Source organism: Tenacibaculum maritimum NCIMB 2154 (assembly GCF_900119795.1).
In the GTDB taxonomy this organism is placed as follows: Bacteria; Bacteroidota; Bacteroidia; order Flavobacteriales; family Flavobacteriaceae; genus Polaribacter; species Polaribacter maritimus.
Map to the genome: position 1 here is coordinate 2,242,408 of NZ_LT634361.1, position 18,384 is coordinate 2,260,791.

Below are 18,384 nucleotides of genomic sequence, written 5' to 3' on the forward strand. Positions count from 1 at the left end.
TTATTTATGAAGAGGAAGGTGTTAAACGTTAAAATAAGTTTCTGCTACACCATGCTCAAATGCATTGGAAACAAATGACTCCCCTAGAGATAAATTAGGAAACTTTTTAGTGAATTGAACGGCAATTAATGTTGCTATAAGCTTGTAAGCTGCTTCAGTAGGGTGCGCTTTATCTGATGTTGCAAAAAAGCCAAATTTTTGAGCAATCACTAACGTTAATATTTTTTTGAAAGAACTATCCTTATCCGTTCTTGTTAAAATATCTGATAGCGTATTATATAATGCTACGTCTTTTTTATATAATTCACTAGTTAAAGATGTTAATAGGTTTTTTGAAGAAATTTGATCAATTACAGCTTGAATTTTACGAATATCTTCAACATGTTTATCTTTTTGTGTTGCATAGTATTTTATCGCAAACTCTACGCGGTTTATAAATAATCCTGAGGTTAATAGAATTAGCTTTAATGCTTTTGTAAACTTCTTATTTGCTTTTTTAATTTTAGGTAAAATATCTAGTAACGTTTTCGAAACGTTTTTATGTAAAACAATTTCGTTATCCGTTTTTAAAGCTGTTTTTATTTGATCATTAATCGTATTTATAAACTCTCTTAATATAGTACCTTCTTTTTCTTTTGATAAGTCAATTGAATTTAAAAAATTTCTTAAAGCTTTTGACAATGGCACAGGATCTTGAGAGTCAGAATAGTACTGAACAGGAACCCCAGCTGCTTGATCTATTTTAATAATATCTAAATTATACAAGTTTTGCTGTAAAAAGGTAAATGCATCAAGTACTGTAAACCTACTATCTTCCTTAGCTGGAAAAGATTCTTTAAGAAGTCTGTTAAATTCTATAGTTGCATCACGCAAACCTCTTACTTCTTCAGACTCTGGATTTTCAATATATCTTACAGCACTAGAAGGATCAGGATTATTAACAATAATAAAATGGTTTTCACTAGCACTATTATGTGCCTTAGTAATTTCATCAACCTCATGACACAATGCTGTTAAACGCTGTACCGTTTTTTGCATTAACTCAATTCCTTTTTGATTTGTTACAATATCATTCAGTCCAAACCAAACTATGAATAAATTATTATTCGGTTTATCGTTTTCTGTTTTTTCTAAGTCTTTTTTATAGTCACTAACTTGTTCTTCAAAAGTTGTAAGCGCAAATTTGTGTATCAAGCCTTTGGGTGTATCAGCAACAGCTCCTCCAGTAGCGTAATTACAATACGATAAATTATTATTTTTTGAACCTATTCTAGACTTTTTTAACGACAGATGATTTGATGTAAGTTTATTTGCTTCTTCTGGAGAAAGCCCATCTACCAAACTACTACCGCCTGACCATTCCCATATAAAATCTGACCAGTTTTTATTGTCACTAAATCTTTTAATCTCGTTTACTCTTACTTCTCCAAGTAATCTACCAAGAATTCCTGTTCCTGTATCTGCTTTTACACCAATATCAGAAAGGCTATCTCCGAAAACAACGATTCTTTCTACGTTTTTCATTTTTAAAAATATTTTAAATTTATTTATACTTTAATTTCTATTCGTTTTATTTCTATCCAGACGTGTTTTTACCAAACAATTGTCTCGTTTTTTTTAAATTTGTTGAAATAATTTATATGATTTGTGTAATGCAAAATGTAGTATTTCGACTTACACTTGTATATTGGAAATCTCCATCTCCTGATGAGAAACTTCTTTAATTTGGAAGTACAATTTTACGCAATAAAATCCCTTATTTACCCCTTTAAAAAATCATTATTCCCAATAGCTTTATAGCTATATTTTATAAAAATTATAAGCAGAAATACAATCTACTTTTTAAGAAAAACACATTTGAATTCTTATGAATTTTAACACTCTTTATGATTCTTACTAAAATCATCTAGAAGCCAATTTTTTAAATCTAAAAAAAATTAAGAAAAAGCCTTTTTGAGAGCATTTCACATCATTTTACCTCGCCAAAAAGATCACCCTCAAATACACCTACACACCGTTCACACCTCTCTAAAAAACAACTGTAAAAGCTCTTTTTATGCTTTTTTTAACCCTTTACCTACCCCTCCTAACAACAAGACACCCAACCTGCTTAAAACCGATAAAATGTTATTTCACTGAACACTAATTAGATATGATTATTGACCTTTTTTTTACTAAAAAGCGATTGTTTTAAACAATGCTTACAAATAGGCTTACTACTTAATTTAATCAGTCAAAAATGTATTAGATATTCCATAATTAACATCTCTAGTTTTAATTGTATTTTTTTGTTTAAAAACGTCATTGCAGTACCACGATTTGACATCCCCCGACTTCAAAAACAAACACTCTATAGTTTGCTTCGTGACTTACAATGACGATATTTAAAAATTCCTTTTTATTTAAAGAAAGTACTATTTTTTTGATCTAAAATTCTACCCGAAGTTTTTAAATCTTAATCCATAAATGAATAATCTGTATAACCTATTGATGTGCCCCCTCCAAATAAAGTGCGACTCTGATCAATCCGATTCATTTTTGCATTTAGTTTTACACGTTTTGGATAATCAGGATTCGCTAAAAACTTTCTACCAAAACCAACTAAGTCAACCAAATTATTAGCTAATAATATATTTGCCTCTTGCGGCGTTTTATTTCCTGTCGCTATTATTGTTTTACTAAATACTTCTCTTAATTGCATTCTAAAATAAGTAGGTATTTTAGGGGCATCATCCCAATCTGCTTCACATAAATGAATATAAGTTACCCCTAATTTTTCTAATTCTTGAGAAGCTACCATAATCGTATCTAAAATTTCAGGGTCATTCATGTCTTTAAAGCTAATAAATGGTGACAAACGAACTCCTGTTTTTTCGCTTCCGATTTCGTCAACTACTGCTCGAGTAATTTCAGTTAATATTCGAACTCTATTTTCTCTACTTCCACCGTACTCATCTTTTCTTATATTTGAGTTACTTCTCAAAAACTGGTCTATCAAATAACCATTTGCTCCATGAATTTCCACACCGTCAAACCCTGCTTCCATTGCATTTTTTGCGCCTACCCTAAACTCTTCAATAACCTGATTAATATCTTTTTTATTCATTTCTTTTGGTTCTTCTACTGGTATAAAAAACGCATTTCCATTTGATGCTCCATCAAATATATACACTGTAGTTTCTTTCGCTATTTTAGCCGATGGGGCCAATGGTTGTAACCCATTAACTTGCGAACTTGAAACACGACCAACATGCCATAATTGTAAAAATATTTTACCTCCCTTTTTATGCGCCTCATTAGTTACTAGCTTCCATCCTTCAATTTGTTCTTGCGTATAAATACCTGGGGTTCTTGCATAACCTTTTCCTTGTAAAGAAACTTGAGTTGCCTCTGTTATGATTATCCCTGCAGACGCTCTTTGTCCATAATATTTTGCCATCAACACATTAGGCACATCATTTGGCTGCGTGGCTCTTGAACGCGTCATAGGAGCCATTAAAAAACGATTCTCTAATAAAATTCCGTTCATATCATAGGGGCTGTGCAATGTATATTCCATAAGTATGTTATTTTATTTCTTTTTTGCTTAAGTAGCTAGCGTTAACACCCTAGTTTATTTTTTCAATATCTAATAATTTAAAGGCATCTTTATTATTAATAGACCGTTGCTACTTTTGCTTGTTTATCATTTTAATATTACTTTTTGATACTGCAAAATTAGAGAGGTTGGTAATCGCTTTTATTGTATAAATGCATTGTATATTTGTACAAATACATCTTTTTAATGCCGCAACGATTTTACATCACTAAAAATTTAGATCTTCTTGAATTTGAAGCAATCAACGAATGGGGCTATCCAAGACATAAGCATAACTTTTTTGAACTTACCTATATTTTAAAAGGCAGCGGACAACATCTTTTAAATGAGAGTACTATTGATTATACGAAAGGGGATTTGTTTTTTTTAACTCCTAAAGATGAGCACGAATTTATAATTAATGAACCTACAACTTTTGGTATTCTAAAATTTACAGAACAACTACTCTTAGAGAAGGCTAATTTAGCTGCAAGTATGCATTGGAAAAAAAACTTAGATACCGTTATACTTCATACCAATAATATCCCTAAAAGTATTATTACCTATGACACTGATAGGTTACAATTATTTTATTTGTATGAATTGATAAAGAATGAAATAGAAAATTCTTTGATGTATAGTAGAGATGTTTTACTCAACTTATTTGGTACCTTATTGATGCTGGTTTCAAGAAACTTAAAATCGAACCTCTTAAAAATAGAAAAGCCATATGACTCCGAAAAAGAAAAAATAAATTCCATACTAACTTACATAAGACAAAATGTTCTTAATAAAGAATTGATTAAGATAAAGGCTATCGCTGAAATTTTTTATATGTCTCCCAACTATGTAAGTATTTTTATAAAAAAGCACGCAGGCATTTCTATCCAACAATACGTATTAAAAACTAAAATAGAAATAGCAACACGTCTTTTAAAGCAAACTAACTTAAATATTTCAGAAATAGCAGATAAAACAGGTTTTTCGGATTCTAGCCATTTTAATAAAACTTTTAAAAAATACACAGGCAGAAATCCGAGCGCTTTTCGATAATTAGCTTGCCATGAATTGGCTTCTTCTTCATTTTTTATTTCTAAAAAAATATATTATAAGTCATATTACGAAGAATATATCAATATGCCATTTATAATGAGTTTTTTACGCTAATTTATTAGGCCATTTTACCCCTGCTGTTTCATCATGATATTGAATAGCAGCATTCATCGCTACGCTACCAAACTCTCTTACTAGATTGCAGGTAGCATATTTAGTAGATTTTTGTGTATATTCTTTTAACCAATTCGACAATACTTGCTCTTCCTCATTGCTTCTATTCGGATAAACAACTTTTATTCTTTTTTGCTTGATTCTATAAGGCTTAGGCGTAAGACGGGCACGATAACAATTCTGTCTTATACACAGCAATCTATATAAATGATCTGCATTAAAATCAGCCATCATTCTTTTGGATTCTTTGCTTCTAGGATTAAAATCTTTATTGGTCACTAAAACCCTATACCCTTTGCTCGTTTCATAAACCCTAAAACCGAAGTCAGCATATTTATGCTGTTTGATGGTTTTTACAATTTTTTGAAGCATTAATTCTTTCACTGGTATCTTCTTCTTAAAAAGCATCTCCAAAATTGATTTTGAATAAGAATCGATATCTATAAACATCATATTTTTTGAATTCAAAACCAAAGCTCCATACCTATTTCTTGTAACGATATTTTGCTCATCAATTTTTTCAATAATCTCCTCGATGATATCCGATTCATATTCCGCATTTTTTTCGAGTTCACCATTAATTATTTTCTGAACGCTGTCTAATTTCCTCTCAGCGTCTTTGATAGCGTCTAATTCAGAGATATTAGAGCCTCCAAAAACCTTCGATGATTGTTTTATTCCGTTAAGATTTAACTCCTTTGAATGTTCAATCCAGAACTTAAAAATTCTCATAATTTATTTGCTATTAGCTATTTTTTCTACCAAAAATAACCAATATTATTATACTATTGACTTTTAACACAAAAAACGTACCTCCGTTTTTTCATTTTATCCAAATATTTAATGAAATGATTTAATTTTTTTGTTTTGAAGCGAAAACTGCTTTTTACCCTAATAAATTCTTTTTAAGCAACATACCCTTCACTAGGTTGTAAAAAAAGCTAAAATTAGAGTAAAATAAGACCAATTTGCAAGCACCAGAAATAGTTGAAACCACTTCGAGAACTACTTCCTTACTAATTACTGTGCTTTTTACATATTTTAACAACTAACTTTACCGCTTTACATATTAATTCTTTCATTTTTTGGAAGAAAAACAAAACAAAAAATCAAGATTATAATAAGAAATTACTTCGTCACTTTTTTCGTAATTCCACGTGCTACAAGGTACATTGCAATCCTTATTTCTTAATTTATTCGTAAATTGTAAGTAAGTTTTAAGGACACATGTAACAACTGCTTGTTATCGTGGCATCATCTCATTTTCATAATAATAGTCTTTTGCTTTCAGAAAATGAGTAAAGAAATTGAAATTTCAAAAAAAACACCTATTAAAATCGCCAACAGGCTATTCTGGTTACTTTATTCCCTTGGTGCATTGGTATTACTTTAAACTCTTTTACCCCTAATTTTTTACTAGATTTTTCTAGGCTTTCTATATTATCCTTTTTAGAAACTAAACTTGTAAACCAATTACTTACCGTCGAGTACTGAGAACTTTCATATAAATAAGTATGTAAAAAAGCTTTCTCTCCTCCTATATACCACAGTTCATTATGATTCCCTGAAAAATTCCGAACAGCATTGTTTCCTAAATTCCTAGACTTTCTTCTATTTGCCCCTATTGCTTCTTCTGCTGATTTATAAAAAGGTGGATTACAAATTGTTACTGAAAAAGCATCATTTTCTTCTATAATCCCCTTTAAAATATGAGTTTCATCAAATTGCTGCCTTAATTTAATAAAAGCATCCAAATCATTATCATCAATAATATCTTGAGCACTATCCAATGAATCTAAATCTATATCTGTTCCAACAAACTTCCAACCATAAACGGCACTCCCTAAAAGCGGATACACACAACTAGCACCTGTACCAATATCTAAAACAGTAACTTTTTCATCTCCTTCAATTAAATCTGCTAAATGATGAATGTAATCTACTCTCCCAGGAATTGGCGGACATAAATTTGCCGCAGGAAAGTTCCAATGCTTTATTCCATATTCTGATGATAATAATGCTGCATTCAATTCTTTTACTGCTTTTGGATCTGAAAAATCGATAGACAAGTTACCATACGAATTTTTTACTATAAAAGGAACTAATTTTTTATTTTCTATTGATAGTTTTTCAAACGCGTAACCATTTCTATGCTTGTTCTTAGGATGCAATCCTAATTTTAATTTTGTCATATTTCTAGTACAGTAAAATCCAACTGCAACGGCTTTAGATTATTTTTTAGTATTGTAATAAATTCCTTGCCATACTCCAAATAGTATTCAGAAAAATTTCGTTGTCGCTCCTCTAAACTTTGATTTGGTAGTATTTCATTTTGCAAAGCTACAATTCTTTCTACTAAGTCTTTTTGTTTTCTTTTTTCTGCACGCAATAAACGTTTTTCCAAATTTAACAATCCCTTTAATTGCTTTTTTTCTTGGGCATTTACAGCTCCTAAAAAAGAAATATCTGTTGCTGTTGCTACTTTTTTTAATGTTTGAAATTGCTCTTGTAAAAACGCTCTTTGCTTTGTAAAATCTATAGCACACTCCGTTTTTTCTAGTACTTTGATGCTTAGTAAATCATTTTGCTTCAAGAATAGCTCTTCCACTGAAACATTTAATTTTGCTAATTTTCTTGCTTGTTTTTCAGAAATTACTTGAACCGAATTACGTAATAATAAAATAGGATACGGTACTTTTACTGCTTCAAAATACCTCTTTAGCTCCAGCCAATACGCCTGCTCTCCTCCTCCTCCTATATAACAAAGGTTGGGTAAAATTACTTCTTGATATAGTGGACGCATGATTACATTGGGCGAAAAGCGCTCTGGAAATTCAGCGACTTCTTTTAGTATCTCCTTTTCATCCCATGATACATTAGTGTTATTCACCTCATAGCTTCCCGCTTTGTAAACAATACGCTCACGAAGATTATTCGTTAAATAAAAAAGGTTGATTTCACGTGGATTCACTTGTACTTTATAACGCTTGCTAAATTCAGTTATAGTTTCAGTAACTTTTTTAAAAGAAGTCTGCTTCAATAACTCTTCTTCTATAAAAGGAGTAAATTCTCGCTTTAATGCTTTATCATCAGCATCTATGATTACCAAACCATATTTTCCTAACAACTCATTTGCAATATAACGGGTTGCCGCTGCTAAATTTGTATGTTTTAAGTACCCTTTTGCAAATAGCTCTCTTAAATAAGTAGCATTTTTAGAAGTCCCTAAATGTTCTGAAAAAGCTTCAAAAACCTCCTCTAGCCCTATTGTTGAAAAGCGCCCTACGGCTCCTCCATCAGGACGGTTCCATTGTACTTTTTTTCCTTGAAAATTAAAATAATTTATTTCTTCAAAGTCATGATCTTCCGTTGCCATCCAATATACAGGCACAAAATTATGAGCAGGATACTCTGCTGATAATTCTTCACATAAATTAATTGCTGAAATTATTTTATATAAAAAATACAAAGGACCTGTAAACAAATTTAATTGATGTCCTGTTGTTATTGTAAAAGTGTTTTCTTTTAAAAGGTTATTTATATTGCTAAGCGTTTGCTCAGAAGTTGCTAAGTTTTCATATTGCGATTTTAAAGCAGTTACCAATACTTTTCTTGTGCTATTTTTAAATACTAATTGCTTCTCTTCTAATTGCTTTTTAAATCCTTCTAAATCAGAAAAATTATTATAAAAAGGGGTTATCTCTTTGTTCTTTTCTAAATAATCTAACATTGTTTTAGAAAAGAATCCTGTTTTTTTAAATGGAATACTGGTTACTTTCATAAATAATTTTTTCCTTTAAAACATCCTTTCTAAAGGCTCTTGTTGTAATGTTGTTAAAAGATGGCTGGGTGAATTGTTTGCATAGCTGAACAAATGCTTTAAGTTAGCATCATCCACTATTAGACTGAGAGTTTTACAATCATTTTCGTTCGTCGTCATACTCCAAAAGTACAAATTTTTGATGGTTGGTCGCGCTCTAACCTATTTTCTAACACATTTTTAACTTGTTTCTTTTTTTAACCATCTATTTAGCTATTTTTACATTCAGATATAACAACTAATATGCAGTTTAAAAATCCTGAAGTTTTATACTTTTTAGCCTTGTTAATAATACCTATTCTGGTACATTTATTTCAATTACAAAAATTTAAAAAAACATCTTTTACAAATGTTGATTTTTTACAGAAGTTAGTTTTGCAAACTCGTAAAAGCTCTATATTAAAAAAATGGCTCATTTTATGTACCCGTTTATTATTATTAACGGCTGTCATCATTGCTTTTGCTCAACCTTATTTTTCTTTAAAAGAGACTAATGAGAAGCAACGTAACTTTATATATTTAGACAATTCTTTAAGTATGAGCGCTGAAGGAGCCAGTGGCAAGTTACTTCCTATTGCTACTCAAACAATACTGGAAAATATATCTAACGACGATTCTTTTTCTTTGTTAACTAATGCTAATTTTTACAAGGATATATCTTCTTCTGTGTTGAAATCAGTTCTTTTAAAAGTTACCAATACCCCTAAAAAGCGCTCTATAAATGATATTCTATTAAAAATTGAAGCGACTCATAAAGATGGAAATTCTTCAAAAAATATATTAATTTCTGACTTTCAGAATGTCAATACTAGGAATTTCAAAAACACGTCTCAAGCACTTACACTAGTACCTCAGCTAGTATCGCAAACTAACAATCTTGCTATTGACAGTGTTTTTATAACCGCTAATAATGCTACTAGTTTTACCTTAAAGGTTCTTATCAAAAACCAAGGAGTAAAAAAAGAAAATATTCCTATTGCTATATTAAATGATCAAAAATTAGTAAATAAACAATCTTTTTCTATAGAAGAAAATAGCACTAAAGAACTCTCATTCTCTATTCAAAAACAAGCTGTTTTTTTAGGAAAAATCCAGTTAACCCATAACGATGCTTTTTCTTTTGACAATATATTTTACTTCGCAATAAATAACACGCAAAAAATCAATGTTTTAAGCATTGGTAAAACAACTGATTTTCTTTCCAAAATATATACTTCTCAAGAATTTAATTTTACGAGCACTACGGTTAAAAATACCAACTACAATACAATTCAACAACAACAACTAATTATAGTAAATGAGCTTAAAGAAATTCCTTTAAGCTTAATTGCAAGTTTAACTGAATTTTCTAAAAAAGGAGGGCATTTAGTTATAATTCCAAACGCCGATTCAAATACAGCTTCTTATAATTTATTTTTGAAGAGTTTAAAGGTTGGAAAAATTGCTCCTAAAAAAACGGATTCTTTAAAAATCACAGCCATAAACTTTAGCCACCCCTTGTTACAAGATGTTTTTTCAAAAAAAGTCCAAAATTTCCAATATCCAATAGTGCAAAGCTACTATCCTAGTTCTTTTAAGCGCTCAAGCAACGTATTATCTTTTGAAAATACCACAGCTTTTGTTAAAAGTATAAGTGTAGCTCATGGAAAATTATATTGGATAGCTTCTTCTTTAACAAAATCGAATAGTAATTTTACCAACTCTCCGCTCGTTGTTCCTCTATTCTATAATTTTGGGCAACAAAGCTTACACCCCTCTAAGTTATACTATACTATTGATAATTTGAATACTATTGATATTCATAGTAAACCTAATAAAAATACCATATTGCGAATGCAAGGAAACGAGACTACTTTTATTCCGCTACAGCAAAAATTTCAAAACAAAGTGGTACTTAGCACTCTTGAACAACCTTTGATTGCTGGCTTTTATAAAGTTTTAAATGAAGATAAAATTGAAAAAACGATTGCTTTTAATTATGCAAAAGAAGAAAGCTCCTTGCAGTTTTTGAATAGCAGAACGCTTTCTAAAACTCATAAAAATATTACTAGTAATACCTCTATTAAAGATGTATTTCAAAAAATTAATACAAAAAATGAAGTTCATTGGCTTTGGAAATGGTTTTTAGCCTTAGCCATTGTATCTTTGCTTCTAGAAATTTTTATTTTAAAATTCTTTAAATCATGAGCACGCTCATTAAATCGGCAACAATTATAGCCCCTATGGGCTTCCTACACAAGCAACAAAAAGATATTTTAATTACCAATGGTGTCATTGAAAAAATTGCTGACACTATTATTCCTAATAAAGGAGATACTGTTGTAGAACTAACTAATTTACATGTTTCTTCTGGATGGTTTGACACTAGTGTTTCTTTGGGCGAACCAGGTTACGAGGAAAGAGAAACTATTCAACACGGAATCGAGGTTGCTGCTAAAAGTGGATTTACAGCCATTGCACTCAACGCAAATACAAATCCTTCTATAGATCATAAATCGGCTGTTGAATTTCTTATTCATAAAGCACATGGAAATGCTACCAACTTACATCCTATTGCTGCTTTAACCCAACAAAGTAAAGGAATAGAAATGGCTGAATTGTATGATATGCAACAGTCTGGAGCAATTGCTTTTGGCGATTATAATGCTCCTATTGAAAATGACAATCTTTTAAAAATAGCCTTGCTATATGCTCAAAATTTTGATGGTCTTATTTTAAGTTTTCCTAAAAACAATAAGATTGCTGGAGAAGGAGTGGCTCATGAAGGGGTGAATAGTACGCTGCTAGGACTTAAAGGAATTCCTGCTTTGGCAGAGGAAATGCAAGTTGCAAGAGATTTATTTTTATTAGAATATACAGGAGGAAAATTACACATTCCTACAATATCTACAGAAAAATCAGTAGCACTCATTAAAAATGCAAAAGAAAAAGGTTTGAATGTTAGCTGTAGTGTTGCCGTTCATAATTTATTTTTAACGGATGATGAGTTACATGGATTTGATGGAAATGCAAAGGTTACTCCTCCTTTAAGGACTTCAAAAGATACAGCAGCACTTATCAAAGGGGTACAAGAGGGAGTTATTGAAATTATTACTTCAGACCATAATCCTATTGATATTGAGCATAAAAAAGTAGAATTTTCTACAGCTAAAAATGGTACTATTGGATTGGAAAGTGCTTTTGGAGCGTTAAATACGCTTTTTGATACTGATACTATTGTAAAATGCTTAAGCGACTATCCTAAAAAAAGGTTTGGCATTCCTCAAAATGAGATCAAAGAAGGAGCACAAGCTGATATAACGCTATTTACACCTGATTTACCTTATACTTTTGAAGAAAAAGACATCTTATCAACTTCTAAAAATAGTATATTTATAAACAAAAAATTAAATGGTAAGCCTTATGGGGTTTTCGCCAATCGTAAACTAATTTTAAATACATAGAAAATGGAGTTACTTAATGTTAATGAAAAAGGTAAAACAAATGCCATTATAAGTTACCTTACCATAATAGGAACTATTGTTGCCATCATTTTGAACAACAATCAGAAAAATCACTTTGCTAGTTTTCATATTCGACAAATGATTGGACTCCATATTTTATCCGTGCTAAACTCTTGGATTATCGCAACCTATTTTAATTTTTTTGCTTCTATGGTTATTAGTGTACTACTTTTAGTACTTTGGTTCATTGGTTTTATGGGAGCTATTAATGGAGAGGCTAAGAAAATTCCGATATTCGGAGATCAGTTTCAAGAATGGTTTAAAAATGTTTAACAAATTTATTATCAATACGCAAGTACATCCTAACCAATCTGCTTGCTTATTTTTTATATACTGGACCCTTTTAATCGCTTTGATTTTACATGAGTTCACTTAAAACTTTATTTAAAAAATGCTACATCATATTGTAAGAGCTCCTAAAAAAACGAGTGAAAACCCACCTTTATTAGTTTTGCTACATGGCTATGGAAGTAATGAACAAGACTTATTTTCTTTTGCAGAAGAATTGCCTGAAGAATTATTAATTGTTAGCGCACAAGCCCCATATGACATGGGCGGATTTGGTGGTTATGCTTGGTATGCTATTAATTTTGACGATCAGAATGGTAAATTTTCTGATTTAGAACAGGCCAAAACCTCTGTCCACAAAATTGCTTCATTTATTGATACGCTAATAGCTAAATATCAAACTAACAGCTCCAATACATTTGTACTAGGCTTTAGCCAAGGAGCTATTTTAAGCTATGCCTTAAGTTTTTTGTATCCTAATAAAGTACAGCATGTAATTGCTTTGAGTGGCTATATTAATGAAGATTTATTACCTAAGGAAATTCCTACGGGAATTAAAACGGATTACTATATTTCTCATGGAACCGTTGACCAGGTTTTACCTATTGAGTGGGCTAGAAAAGCTCCTAAAATTCTAAGCGAATACCAATTGCATAATGATTATTCAGAATATCCTGTCGGACATGGAGTAGCACCTCAAAATTTTTATAGTTTTAAAAAATGGATTGAAAACCGCTTGTAATTTTTATGCTAAGCTCTTTTATTTTTTTTAGATGGAAAAGAAAGTCGTATTTTTCTTATGCTTCAGCCTTAAATATTTAAAAGAGTTTCCTAGAAATAAAGGGGGAAATCCTCTGTTTTTACCTGAAATTATATAAAAAAAGCTACTTCTTAACTTTTGTTATTCTTTTTTTAATATTAGTTGTATATATTTGTGGTTTAATAAGGTTTTTCTTTGAATAAATATATTTTTGTTAACTATTTTATTTATTGCGGCACAGCTAAATCCTGAAATCTAATTTATATGCAAAGAAAAAATCTGATATAAACCTTTATATTAAAAACCCCTTGTTAAAATCTTAAAAAAAGCTCTCTAAATAAAGAGAGCTTTTTAAATTTCAAAAATCTACTGTTAAAGTCCTGTTTTTATATAAAATAAACCTGTATTTTTGCTTTAAAAAACATGAATGGAATTTTAAATCAAGATACTTTATACTTTTGGAGTGCTCCTTTTTTTATAGTTATCATCTTATCCGAAATCTACTTTAGCTATAAAGCTAAAGTTAAAAATTACGATTTCAAAGATACTTCTACCAATGTTTACTTTGCTTTAGTTAATTTCAGTTTGGATTTATCTATGAAGTTTTTCTCGTTTTTTGTGATGGGATTATGTTACAATTATAGATTGATAAACTGGGAAAATCAAGGGTGGATTTATTGGCTCGTTGCATTTATTGGGCAAGACTTTTTATATTATATACATCATTATGTTGACCACCATTCTCGTTTTTTCTGGGCAGTACATGTAACTCACCACAATTCAGAGTACTATAATATTTCAACAGGGTTCAGGTCTCCCGTACTACAGCCTTTATTTCGCTATATGTTCTTTTTACCATTAGCTTTTGCAGGAATAGAACCGTTACACATTATGTTTGCCTATGCGATGAATCAAAATTACGGAACGTTATGCCATACGAACTTTATAAAAAGTAAGCTTGGTTGGTGGGGAAAAATATTTGTTACTCCTTCTCATCATAGAGTTCACCATGCCTCTAATGTTAAATATCTAGATAAAAATATGGGAATGGTATTAATTATATGGGATAAAATATTTGGTACCTTTCAACCAGAAGAAGATGAAATTAAATATGAAAAAATAAGATATGGACTTACCAAACCCGTTGAAAACAAAGGTCCTATCAATATTATTTTTCATGAATGGAAAGAAATTTTTAAAGATTTTTTCAACAGAAAAAAACACCTCCCTTTTGGACTTCGACTTAAATATGTTTTTATGCCTCCTGGATGGAGTCATGATGGTAGTAGCCAAACCAGTAGAGAATTACAAAAAGAATTGAAAACTAAAACAGCTTCTAAACATTAAGTTTAGAGGCTGTTTTTTATAATAGCATTTGCTTTATTTCTTTAATTAAAATAGCATCATTCGTATGCAATACTATTTTAAAATCTGATTCGAATGCTCTTTTGTTTTTACTTTTTGTATCACATCTGCTATCTTCCCCTCTTCATCAATTACAAAAGTGGTTCTATGAATTCCATCATACTCTTTCCCCATAAATTTTTTTGGTCCCCAAACCCCAAAAGCGTTAATTACAACTTTTTCTTCATCCGCTAATAAAGGAAAAGGCAATTCATGCTTATCAATCCAGTTTTGCTGACGCTTTGCTGAATCTGCACTTACCCCTAAAATAGCATATCCTTTAGCTAAAAAAGTGTGATAGTTATCTCTTAAGTTACACGCTTCTGCGGTACATCCTGGCGTACTTGCCTTCGGATAAAAAAACAATACCAATTTCTTTCCTGCATAATCTGCTAATTTTACAAGGTTTCCTTTTTCATCCTGAGCTTCAAAATTTGGTGCTTTATCTCCTATTTTTAATGTCGTCATCTTTTAAAATTTGTATTGGAACAAATATACAAAGTAGCTAAGAAAACTTTGTAACTTTGTAGCTGTAAACTTTCTAAATAAGATAAGAAGCCAATGACTAAAGTAGAAAAAGTCCAATTCGTAATAAATACCCTGAATGAACTCTATCCAGAAATTCCTATTCCATTAGATCATAAAGATCCATATACATTATTAGTAGCAGTTTTACTATCTGCACAATGCACTGATGTACGTGTCAATCAAATAACTCCTCTGTTATTTGCCAAAGCGGACAATCCGTACGATATGGTTAAATTAACAGTAGAAGAAATTAAAGAAATTATCAGACCCTGCGGTTTATCTCCAATGAAATCTAAAGGTATTTATGGGCTTTCAAAAATATTAATTGAAAAATACAACGGAGAAGTACCTCAAAGCTTTGAAGCTTTAGAAGAACTTCCTGCCGTAGGACATAAAACAGCAAGTGTTGTTATGAGTCAAGCTTTTGGAGTTCCTGCTTTTCCTGTTGACACTCATATTCAACGTTTAATGTTTCGTTGGAACCTGTCTAATGGGAAAAGCGTTGTACAAACAGAAAAAGATGCCAAGCGCTTATTTCCTAAAGAAGCATGGAATGACCTTCATTTGCAAATTATTTGGTATGGTAGAGAATACTCTCCTGCTCGTGGTTGGGATTTAGAAAAAGATATCATTACTAAAACTATTGGGAGAAAATCCATTCTAAACGAATACTTAAAAAAAAATAATACGCTATAAACCTAAAAAAGACAAGCTATATGTAACAGCTTGCCTTTTTTTTATATTGATTTTAACATATAAATAATATTATATTTTAAGAACTTTCTCTGTTATTAGCTGGTTCTTTTCATCCAATATCCTTACAATATACACTCCTTTTGGATAGTTAGACATATCAATATTCATATCATATACATTTAGCCTATCATAAGATGCAGCTACTCTCCCATTTATTCCTGTAATCTCGACTTTTTTGAGGTGATTTATTGAAGAAAGTACCAGCATATTCGTATTCTCTTCTAAATAAACTTGCATGTCTTTCTTCAACTTTAAAGGTATATTAGCTCTTTGTACGCTAGTATTTCCTGTATATGGAGATGGAGCTACTTTTACAGGCGAATTTACATCCAAAGTTAGAGAAGTGCTTGATCCTGCCGAAGAATTTGTAGGCATGGTAAATTGCAAATGTCTAGAATTACTTACTCCTGAAACTTCTATAAAAGCATTAATCGTAGCTACTTTTTGAGTTGGATCTGCTACATGCACTTCCACTGATGTAGTACTTATCTTTTTTAATAGCATGATACAAGGTTGATCTACCTCAATTGTTATCCCATTTTTGTTATAAGTTCCTGCTTCATAAAAAATAACCTGTAACATATCCAACCCTGTATGCTTAACTGCTTGGATATTCCCTGTATTCTCTTCAATTACAATATTACTTTGATTATATGATTGCATTGCAGACGCATCTGCTGTATTAGGTACTACAATATATGCATAACTTGCGTTCATAGGAGTTGTTCCATGGTCAATCCATAACTTAAATACCTCTTTGTTAACTGCTGTGTTAGGTCTTGCATCATTTATGCTTTTCCAAGTTCCTGATTCCGATTGGTTACTTAACATTATATTTCCTCCTTGCGGAAAAACATAACCTATTTTATTATGTAAAATCCAGTTAGCTCCTGTTTTGCCATGTTTTCCTTTCGATACCATAGTGGCACTTCCTTTTTCAGAAACAATAACATCTCCTTTTAAAAGACTTTGATTCACCGTAGATGAAACAGATTCTGTTGCTGTAGAACTTATCTCTGCTCCTAAGCATACTACCTCATCATCAAAAAAGAACCATCCTTTTTTTGATGGCGTATTATACTCCTCTTGCTTATAAGCCGTAGCACCATACTTCCCATCAGAAACCCCTCCTGTAAAAGTAGATTTCCCTAACACTCCCCATTGGGCAGGTAAAGTAAGCGTTGCTAATTCTGGCACTGTTACTCCTGGTACCTTATTCCAATCCCAAACAGGAAAAATATTATCATATTCATCTCCATCTACTCGAATAGCACTTCCTCCATCAGCCAAATAATTTCCTTTTAAATTTTCTTTATTTCCATTTTCTGTTTTCTTTACCCTTGTAGAAGAAGTTCGTACAGAAAAACTATATCCTTTTCTTGAGTGCACTGTATAATCCGATCTCCAAAATTGGTTATGCGCGTCGGTTATCATATAATCAGCCCCTTGAGTTCCTTTTAACCTTTTAATAGCAGCCTCATATTCTGCTGCATTTGTAGGATCTAATGTTTTTAACTTTTCTATCGTTTTTACAAAAGAAGTTCCTTTGGTAGCATCCTTTCTACTAATCCCTCTACCAACAGTACTAAAATCAGCATACTTCCCTCTAAAAATTTTTAAGACTGTATTTCTTGCATATTGAATAAGCGCATCTAATTTATTCTTTTGTAAAGCATAGCTTGTTCCTTGCAAAAGGCTAATTGCTGATAATTCTTCTTTTAAAAATACTGCTCCGTAAGAAAAAATAGCCATTTGCGGTCCATGCTGTCTAAAAGAATAATCATGCTGTAACCCTTCCTCATCATCAGTAAGCGCTATAGATAAAAAAGCTTCATCAACTCCTGTTTTTAACACGGTAGCATCTTGTGTCAATACTCCTCTATAGACATAATGAGTTGCGATATCTATTTTATTAGCCCCTAAACCTTCTTTGTCAGGAGTTCTTCCACTTGCCATTTGCGTCAATAGTGGAGTTTCTACAGCAGAAGGTATCTTACTAGCTCCATCTCTAAGAAGTATCAAAACAACCCCCAATTCTTTAGGGCTTGCTATTTCATTCCACCACCAATTTGTTGATTTTGTAGTATAACTCCCCCAATACTTCAAACTTTCCTCTATTTTAGGAAACAAAGTTGCACTTTGATAATGCTTACTTCCTGACAATGTATAAGCAGTTGCTAATTTTTTCAACCGTTTCAAATGCTCAAACGGTTTCCATAAAGTACCCGAAGTATCTGTATAATCTATTCCTGTCCACGAACCATCTGTTTTCATTGTTGACAAATCAGTATCGACACTAGTGTCAAACGTAGTAAGATTACTAGGCGTTGCACTCCAAACACCTGCCCTTACATTATCCATTATTTTTTCATAATCACTTTTTTGTGCATACATCATAGAACAAAAATGCATCACAAAAAATACCAATATAAAATCTCTTTTTTTCATCATTATGTAAATTTATTATTTAAGTAATTTCTTTACTAAAATTACATATAATCCTATCATACAAATTGTTAAA

14 protein-coding genes are annotated in these 18,384 nt (G+C 31.2%); 7 read left to right on the forward strand and 7 right to left on the reverse strand.

Annotated elements, in window-relative coordinates; all coding sequences use genetic code 11:
- Positions 1 to 21: 21 nt before the first annotated feature.
- Together MARIT_RS09990 and MARIT_RS09995 are read right to left on the reverse strand one after the other, a co-directional pair.
- Positions 22 to 1,524, reverse strand: a complete 1,503-nt coding sequence (locus MARIT_RS09990; RefSeq protein ID WP_100211441.1) for an SGNH/GDSL hydrolase family protein — start codon at positions 1,522 to 1,524, stop codon at positions 22 to 24.
- Between the two features lie 931 nt (positions 1,525 to 2,455).
- Entirely contained in the window at positions 2,456 to 3,559 is a 1,104-nt protein-coding gene (locus MARIT_RS09995) for an alkene reductase (protein WP_100211442.1), read from the reverse strand.
- Positions 3,560 to 3,784: 225 nt separating this feature from the next.
- Here MARIT_RS09995 and MARIT_RS10000 point away from each other — a divergent pair, with 225 nt between their 5' ends.
- Positions 3,785 to 4,630: an AraC family transcriptional regulator gene (locus tag MARIT_RS10000; RefSeq protein ID WP_100211443.1), complete on the forward strand. Its 846-nt coding sequence runs from the start codon at positions 3,785 to 3,787 to the stop codon at positions 4,628 to 4,630.
- Positions 4,631 to 4,735: 105 nt separating this feature from the next.
- Here the strand turns inward: MARIT_RS10000 and MARIT_RS10005 are convergent, their stop codons facing one another.
- The 3 genes from MARIT_RS10005 to bshC form a co-directional block, all read right to left on the reverse strand.
- Positions 4,736 to 5,536 (reverse strand): hypothetical protein, encoded by an 801-nt coding sequence (locus MARIT_RS10005; RefSeq protein ID WP_100211444.1) that lies wholly within the window; start codon positions 5,534 to 5,536, stop codon positions 4,736 to 4,738.
- Between the two features lie 599 nt (positions 5,537 to 6,135).
- The gene (rlmF, locus tag MARIT_RS10010) at positions 6,136 to 6,996 is read right to left on the reverse strand and encodes a 23S rRNA (adenine(1618)-N(6))-methyltransferase RlmF (RefSeq protein ID WP_100211445.1); all 861 of its coding nucleotides are present in this window, start codon (positions 6,994 to 6,996) and stop codon (positions 6,136 to 6,138) included.
- Positions 6,993 to 8,585, reverse strand: a complete 1,593-nt coding sequence (gene bshC / locus MARIT_RS10015) for a bacillithiol biosynthesis cysteine-adding enzyme BshC (protein ID WP_100211446.1) — start codon at positions 8,583 to 8,585, stop codon at positions 6,993 to 6,995. The genes rlmF and bshC overlap by 4 nt, the downstream gene beginning before the upstream one ends.
- Before the next feature lie 282 nt (positions 8,586 to 8,867).
- Between bshC and MARIT_RS10020 the strand changes: the two genes are divergently transcribed.
- The 5 genes from MARIT_RS10020 (at position 8,868) to MARIT_RS10040 (ending at position 14,522) form a co-directional block, all read left to right on the forward strand.
- Entirely contained in the window at positions 8,868 to 10,811 is a 1,944-nt protein-coding gene (locus MARIT_RS10020) for a BatA domain-containing protein (RefSeq protein WP_100211447.1), read from the forward strand.
- Positions 10,808 to 12,067: a dihydroorotase gene (locus MARIT_RS10025; protein WP_100211448.1), complete on the forward strand. Its 1,260-nt coding sequence runs from the start codon at positions 10,808 to 10,810 to the stop codon at positions 12,065 to 12,067. The genes MARIT_RS10020 and MARIT_RS10025 overlap by 4 nt, the downstream gene beginning before the upstream one ends.
- Positions 12,068 to 12,070: 3 nt before the next feature.
- Complete coding sequence (locus MARIT_RS10030) at positions 12,071 to 12,400, forward strand: DUF4870 domain-containing protein (protein ID WP_100211449.1); 330 nt, start codon at positions 12,071 to 12,073, stop codon at positions 12,398 to 12,400.
- Positions 12,401 to 12,518: 118 nt separating this feature from the next.
- Complete coding sequence (locus MARIT_RS10035) at positions 12,519 to 13,157, forward strand: alpha/beta hydrolase (RefSeq protein ID WP_024741460.1); 639 nt, start codon at positions 12,519 to 12,521, stop codon at positions 13,155 to 13,157.
- Between the two features lie 441 nt (positions 13,158 to 13,598).
- A complete protein-coding gene (locus MARIT_RS10040; protein ID WP_100211450.1) occupies positions 13,599 to 14,522 on the forward strand; it encodes a sterol desaturase family protein in 924 nt (307 codons plus the stop codon).
- A gap of 72 nt (positions 14,523 to 14,594) precedes the next feature.
- Here the strand turns inward: MARIT_RS10040 and bcp are convergent, their stop codons facing one another.
- A complete protein-coding gene (gene bcp, locus MARIT_RS10045; protein ID WP_024741462.1) occupies positions 14,595 to 15,047 on the reverse strand; it encodes a thioredoxin-dependent thiol peroxidase in 453 nt (150 codons plus the stop codon).
- 93 nt (positions 15,048 to 15,140) lie between these two features.
- On the opposite strand from bcp, the gene MARIT_RS10050 reads away from it, so the two are divergent.
- Complete coding sequence (locus MARIT_RS10050; RefSeq protein ID WP_024741463.1) at positions 15,141 to 15,803, forward strand: endonuclease III domain-containing protein; 663 nt, start codon at positions 15,141 to 15,143, stop codon at positions 15,801 to 15,803.
- 69 nt (positions 15,804 to 15,872) lie between these two features.
- Here MARIT_RS10050 and MARIT_RS10055 read toward each other — a convergent pair whose 3' ends face one another.
- Positions 15,873 to 18,314: a polysaccharide lyase family 8 super-sandwich domain-containing protein gene (locus tag MARIT_RS10055; RefSeq protein ID WP_100211451.1), complete on the reverse strand. Its 2,442-nt coding sequence runs from the start codon at positions 18,312 to 18,314 to the stop codon at positions 15,873 to 15,875.
- Positions 18,315 to 18,384: the final 70 nt, after the last annotated feature.